The organism is Burkholderia sp. Tr-20355 (genome assembly GCF_017104685.1).
GTDB classification, from domain to species: Bacteria; Pseudomonadota; Gammaproteobacteria; order Burkholderiales; family Burkholderiaceae; genus Burkholderia; species Burkholderia seminalis.
Genome location: NZ_JAAGPK010000271.1, coordinates 1 through 6,425, shown reverse-complemented (window position 1 = coordinate 6,425; position 6,425 = coordinate 1). Strand labels below are relative to the sequence as shown.

6 protein-coding genes are annotated in these 6,425 nt (G+C 65.3%); 5 read left to right on the top strand and 1 reads right to left on the bottom strand.

What is annotated here, in order from left to right:
* Together G3N62_RS33790 and G3N62_RS33785 are read left to right on the top strand one after the other, a co-directional pair.
* A partial coding sequence (locus G3N62_RS33790; RefSeq protein WP_206141466.1) for a nitronate monooxygenase occupies nt 1-551 on the top strand: 551 nt, incomplete at its 5' end.
* Between the two features lie 419 nt (nt 552-970).
* On the top strand, nt 971-2,113 hold the full coding sequence (locus G3N62_RS33785; RefSeq protein WP_034188065.1) for a branched-chain amino acid ABC transporter substrate-binding protein: 1,143 nt from the start codon (nt 971-973) through the stop codon (nt 2,111-2,113).
* Nucleotides 2,114-2,217: 104 nt separating this feature from the next.
* Here the strand turns inward: G3N62_RS33785 and G3N62_RS33780 are convergent, their stop codons facing one another.
* Complete coding sequence (locus G3N62_RS33780; protein ID WP_124671119.1) at nt 2,218-3,435, bottom strand: MFS transporter; 1,218 nt, start codon at nt 3,433-3,435, stop codon at nt 2,218-2,220.
* Nucleotides 3,436-3,659: 224 nt separating this feature from the next.
* On the opposite strand from G3N62_RS33780, the gene G3N62_RS33775 reads away from it, so the two are divergent.
* From G3N62_RS33775 to G3N62_RS33765, 3 genes are all read left to right on the top strand, one after another.
* On the top strand, nt 3,660-4,319 hold the full coding sequence (locus G3N62_RS33775; protein ID WP_059559362.1) for a pyridoxamine 5'-phosphate oxidase family protein: 660 nt from the start codon (nt 3,660-3,662) through the stop codon (nt 4,317-4,319).
* 356 nt (nt 4,320-4,675) lie between these two features.
* On the top strand, nt 4,676-4,969 hold the full coding sequence (locus G3N62_RS33770) for an H-NS histone family protein (RefSeq protein ID WP_006491875.1): 294 nt from the start codon (nt 4,676-4,678) through the stop codon (nt 4,967-4,969).
* 242 nt (nt 4,970-5,211) lie between these two features.
* The coding region (locus G3N62_RS33765) for a cation diffusion facilitator family transporter (RefSeq protein ID WP_241013282.1) at nt 5,212-6,425 on the top strand (1,214 nt) is incomplete at its 3' end.

Genomic DNA, 6,425 nt, shown 5'->3' with positions numbered 1-6,425 from the left:
CGCAGGGCGCCGAGGCGGGCGGCCATCGCGGCACGTTCATCGGTTCCGCCGACGATGCGCTGATCGGCACGCTCGCGCTCGTGCCGCAGCTCGTCGACGCGACCGGCCTGCCCGTGCTCGCCGCGGGCGGCATCATGGACGGCCGCGGGATCGCGGCCGCGCTCGCGCTCGGCGCGCAGGGCGCCCAGCTCGGCACCGCGTTCCTCACCTGCATGGAAAGCGCGATCGCGGCGGACTGGAAGGCGCGCCTGCTCGCGAGCACCGATACGTCGACGCAGGTCACCCGTGCGATCACCGGCCGCCATGCGCGCGGGTTGCGCAACACGCTGATGGCGCGGCTCGGCGCACACGTGGCCGACGTCGCGCCGTACCCGGTGCAGAACGCGCTGACGCAGCCGCTGCGTCAGGCCGCCGCGCGCGCGAACGACGGCGACTACCTGTCGCTGTGGGCCGGACAGGGCGCGCCGCTCGCGCGGCGCCGCGGCGATGCGCTGACGACGTCGCAGCTCGTCGCGGCGCTCGATGCCGAATGGCGCGCATCGGCCGCCTGAATGGTTCATGCCGGACGACGAAGCGCGCGTGTTGTCACGCGCGTTTCATTCAATGATCCCGGGCACAAAATACCGAATCGAAATGACCCGGGAATCTTTTGAATCGATCTGTCGGGAAGCTACCGGAAATTAGCGGAAACCCTTATCCGGCGGGGCTTGCGGCGATATTCGAGTCACCCTTCCAAAGTGCGCATATCGGTAGTGTTACCACTACCCCAAAAAAGTCCCACAAATTAATTTGATCGCCTACACTTGCGCGCAAGTACGGACGGGGGCGGCTGCTAAAAGCGGCTGTTTTCACGTGCTTGAGGCCAAGTGCATGAACGATGCATCCGGCGAATCGTCCAGTGATTGCAAACACAGGGATGGCAGCGGGGCACCGGGCGATGGCGTTTATTGGGACCGAACTGGAGACTTACATGAATATCAAGATGCAAAAGCTGTTGCCGATCACCGCCGCAGCAATGCTGTGCGCTGCAGCTGCAAGCAACGCGTCCGCCGATCAAGTCGTCAAGATCGGCCACGTCGCGCCGTTGACGGGCGGCATTGCACACCTGGGCAAGGACAACGAAAACGGTGCGCGTCTCGCAGTCGAGGAGATCAACGCGAAGGGTCTCACGATCGGCGGCCAGAAGATCACGCTGCAACTCGACCCGCAGGATGACGCGGCCGACCCGCGGCAGGCCACGCAGGTTGCGCAGAAGCTCGTCGACGACAAGGTCGTCGCCGTGGTCGGCCACCTGAACTCGGGTACGTCGATCCCGGCCTCGAAGATCTACAGCGATGCGGGCATCGTGCAGATCTCGCCGTCGGCGACCAACCCGGCCTATACGCAGCAAGGCTTCAAGACCACGTACCGCGTGGTCGCGACCGATGCGCAACAGGGCCCGGCACTGGCGAACTACGCGCACTCGAAGGGCATCAAGAGCGTGGCGGTGGTCGACGATTCGACCGCATACGGCCAGGGTCTCGCGAACGAGTTCGAGAAGAAGGCGAAGGCGCTCGGCCTGAAGGTGATGTCGCATGACGCGACGAACGACAAGGCGGTCGACTTCCGCGCGATTCTGACCAAGATCAAGGGCGAGAACCCCGACGCGATCATGTACGGCGGCATGGACGCCACCGGCGGCCCGTTCGCGAAACAAGCGAAGCAGCTCGGCCTGCGCGCGAAGATCTTCGCGGGCGACGGCGTGTGCACGGAAAAGCTGGCCGACCTGGCCGGCGATGCGACCGACAACGTGGTGTGCTCGGAAGCCGGTGCCTCGCTCGAGAAGATGGCGGGCGGCGCGGCGTTCAAGGCGAAGTACGAGAAGCGCTTCGGCCAGCCGATCCAGATCTACGCACCGTTCACGTATGACGCCGTGTACATCATCGTCGACGCGATGAAGCGCGCGAACTCGACGGACCCGGCGAAGATCCTCGCGGCGATGCCGACGACGAACTACTCGGGCGTGATCGGCACGACGACCTTCGACTCGAAGGGCGACCTGCAGCACGGCGTGATCTCGCTGTACAACTACAAGGGCGGCAAGAAGTCGCTGCTCGACGAAGTGAAGATGTAACGCGACAAGCGGTCAACAGAAGGGGTGAAAACGCGCATGCGGCAACGCATGCGCGTTTTCTTTTGGTTTTCTTTGGGCTGTTCGGCGCGGTGTGCGTCGTACCGTCAGATCTTCAGATGGGCGAGCACCCTCGGCGCGACGAGCGCGACGAGTGCCGCGCACAGCGCGACGACCGACAGGCCGATCGTCAGGTTCGCGGCCTGCGTGACCGCACCGATCACGACCGGACCGAACAGCAGTCCGAAATACGCGAGCCCCGCCACGTGCGCGAGCCCTTCGGCCGCGTGGATGCCCTTCACGCGCGCGGCGGCCGCGAACAGCACGGGCATCATGTTCGCGAGGCCGAGGCCCATCAGCGTGAAGCCGGTCAGCACCGCGGCCGGATTCGGCAGCAGCAGCGCACCGATCATCCCCGCGCATGCGAGCGACGCGCTCGCGAATACGAGCTGCGGCGCGCCGAAGCGCGCACGCACGGCGTCGCCCGCGAAGCGCGCGACGGCCATCCCGCCCGAGAACGCGGCATACGCGGCGCTCGCGAGCGCGGGGCTCGCCGCGACGACGTCGCGCATGTAGACCGTCGCCCAGTCGTACATCGCGCCTTCGGCGACCAGTGCGATCAGCGCGATGCCGCCGAGCATCCACAACGCGGGCGAGCGCCAGCGGTTGCCGCCGCCGTGCGCGTGTTCGTGGTGCGGCACGTGCGGCAGCACGGCCGGGCTGGCGGCCACGAGCACCGCCGCGCTCACGGCCGCCGCGAGTGCGAGGTGCACGGCCGGCGCCATGCCCGCCGACAGCAGCGCGCCGCCGGCGGCCGCGCCCGCCATCCCGCCGATGCTGAACATCCCGTGCAGCGACGACATGATCGGCTTGCCGAGCGCGATCTCGACCGCGCTCGCCTCGGCGTTCATCGCGACGTCGAGCGTGGCCATCGAGAAGCCGAACAGCGCGAGCACCGCGAGTAGCATCCAGTAGTCGGGCACGACGAGGATCAGCGCCGCGCACGCGGACATCACGAGCCCGCCGGCGAGGCACGCGGTGCGCGAGCCGACGCGGGTGATCCAGCGCGCGATGGTCAGCATCGCGGCGATCGAGCCGCCGGCGACCGCGAACAGCGCGATCGACAGCAGGCCGGGGCTCAGCGCGAACTTGTCGCGCACGGTCGGCACGTGCACGCCCCAGGACGCGTACATCATGCCGGCGACGAAGAACAGCGCCATCGACGCCGTGCGCGCGCGCTGGCGGGCCGGCAGCGGCAGCACGCGGTGCGCGTCGGGCGGCGCGGCGAACGGGGACGACGATTCGGGGGAGGAGGATTCGGACACGGAAAGGCTCGCCAGGAGAAATGCGCGGACGCACGCGGCGTCCGTCGGAATCGTCCGATTCTATCGAACCGCTTACGATCGTGCCGGGCACTGCCGTTCGGCCGACGATCGGACGGCCGGGCCGCATTGGTCATTCGGTCGATGCGCGGCGCGTCGCGCCGGCGGGTAACATCGAATCGTATGCGGCATGAACGACGCGCCGCCCTTCGACCGCAGGAGTCCTCTTGAACATCGATCCCGCCCTCGCGCTGCATTTGCTGCACCGTTGCGCGCTCGGCACGCTCGCCACTCATACGCGCGAACCACAGGGTTTCCCGTATCCGACGGTCGTCCCGTTTGCACCCGATGCAAGCCATCGGCCCGTGATCCTCGTCAGCGGCCTGGCCGAGCACACGCGCAATCTCGCCGCCGATCCGCGCGCGGGCTTCCTGGTCGTCGACGCGCCGGATGGCGACGTGCTGAACGCCGAGCGTGCGACGCTGCTCGGCCGGTTCGTGCCGCTCGGCGACGATCCGCATGTCGCCGCGCGCTACCTGCGCTACGAGCCGGACGCCGCGCGCTATCTCGCACTCGGCGATTTCGCGTTCTGGGCGCTCGAGATCGAGCGGCTGCGCTATATCGGCGGTTTCGGGCGGATGGGCTGGGTCGACGGCCCGCATCTCGATGCACGGCCGCCGCTCGCGTTCGACGACGAGCAGGCGCTGTGGAACGCCTACGAGACGGGCGAGGCGCGCCGCGACGGGCTCGACCTGCTCGGCGTCGATTGCCACGGCGCCGACTGGCGATACGACGGCCGCCGGGTGCGTACGCCCTTCGATGCGCCGTCGGCCGATCTCGGCGCGCTGCGCGACCGGCTGACGGCATGCGCACGCGGTGTGACGTGACGTCGCGGGTCAGTGATTTGTCCGTTTAGCAAACCGCGTCATGTGGTTTTCGCAAAGCTGTCGTCCGATGAAAGCTTCTATTTTCCCGAATACAGGGTAATTGCGTATGTTGATAGTCCGAATAGGCAATCGCTAATGTCCTAATCTCTGTACGGAGACGTAAAAATTTGAGAAAAGGCCGCGGCCGGTCAAAATGACATGCGCGAATTACAATTGATCTCGGGATTTTCGTGAATCTCGCTTCTATCAAATCTTTTTTGTGCTAATCTCTGCCTTCGAAAATCCGAGGCACATATATTTCATGAATGGTGAGCTGGCTGCAGACCGGCGCCATTAGTCAGATAGAAAGGGAAACTATGTCTTCTTACAAGGACCTGCTGGCCCAGCGGGAGAAGCTGGAGAAGCAAATCGAAGAAGCGAAGTCGCGTGAATACGCTGAAGTGCTGAATGACGTGAAGCAGAAAATTGCCGACTACGGCTTTTCGCTCGCCGAACTCGGTCTCAGCCGCGCGAAGGCAGGCAAGGTTGGCCGTCCGCGCGCAGGCGTGGCCGCGAAGTACCGCGATCCGGAAACGGGCGCGACGTGGTCGGGCCGTGGCAAGCCGCCGCGCTGGATTGCAGGCAAGAACCGCGAACAGTTTGCGATTTAAACGTTTGTTTAAGTCGTCTGCGCTTCGAAAGAGCCGCGTGTCCGTTCAGGAGCGCGGCTTTTTTGTTTCCGGACGCAGCCGCCCTGCAAACATTGTCATGAAAATGTAATAATCGCCATGTGAATGAAAATGCGACACGTTCGTATAAGCGATTGATTTGAATAAGAAATTTTCGGGTATTGAGCGGGTTCGCGACGCGCGTTTGATAGAATTGCGTATCGCACACCGATATCTCATATTTCATGTCCACGTTTTCCGGCGACGCGCAGAGCGCAGATAAGCACACGGTTGCGCGCAAGAGCACGCTCGTCAGTATTGTGCTGAATGTGGTGCTCGCCACATTTCAGATCGTCGTCGGTACGATTGCGCATTCGCAGGCGTTGATTGCCGACGGTGTGCATTCGATATCCGATTTGATCTCGGATTTTGTCGTGCTGGTTGCGAATCGTCATAGTGGCGCATCGCCCGATGCCGACCACAATTACGGTCATAGCCGCTACGAGACGGTCGCATCATTGTTTCTCGGCGCGATCCTGATCGCGGTCGGGATCGGCATGCTCTGGCGCGCCGGCGACCGCCTCGTCAATCTCGACAATATCCCCGCCGTCCATTTTTCCGCGCTGGTCGTGGCGCTGACGGTACTCGTGTCGAAAGAGGCGCTGTTTCGCTACATGCTGCGCGAGGCGCGGCGCGTGCGTTCGGCGATGCTCGTCGCGAATGCATGGCATGCGCGTTCGGATGCCGCCTCGTCGCTGGTCGTCGCGATCGGCATCGTCGGCAGCCTGGCCGGCGTGAAGCTGCTCGACCCGATCGCGGCCGCGATCGTCGGCTTCATGGTCGCGCGGATGGGCTGGACGTTCGGCTATGACGCGCTGCAGGACCTGTCCGACCGCGCGCTCGATATGGGCGATACGGCCGAGATCCGCGCGCTGCTCGCGGCGACGCCCGGCGTACGCGACGTGCACGACCTGCGCACGCGCAAGATGGGCGATGCCGCGCTCGTCGACGCGCACATCCTCGTCGATCCGAAGATTTCCGTATCCGAAGGGCACTACATTGCCGAAACCGCGCGTGCGCGTGTGCTGTCCGACCCGCGCGTGCTCGACGCGCTGATCCATGTCGATCCGGAGAACGACGCGGCGCGCCGTCCGGCGCTCGCGCTGCCGCCGCGCGGCGAGATCGCGGCACGGCTCGAGGCCGCGCTCGCGCAGCGCGGGCTGCAGGCGGCGGCGATCAACCTGCATTACCTGAGTACGGGGCTCGAGATCGATGTGACGCTCGTCGGCGATCCGCACGATACCGATGCGGCGCTGGCCGGCCGGATCGACGTCGGTGCGCTGATCATCTCGTTCGGCTTCATGGCGTTCTTCGGCTCGGTCGTGATCTTCCCGCTGTGGCTGCAGACCGTGATGGGCTACACGGCCGGCAAGGCCGGCCTCGCGACCGCGCCCGTCGG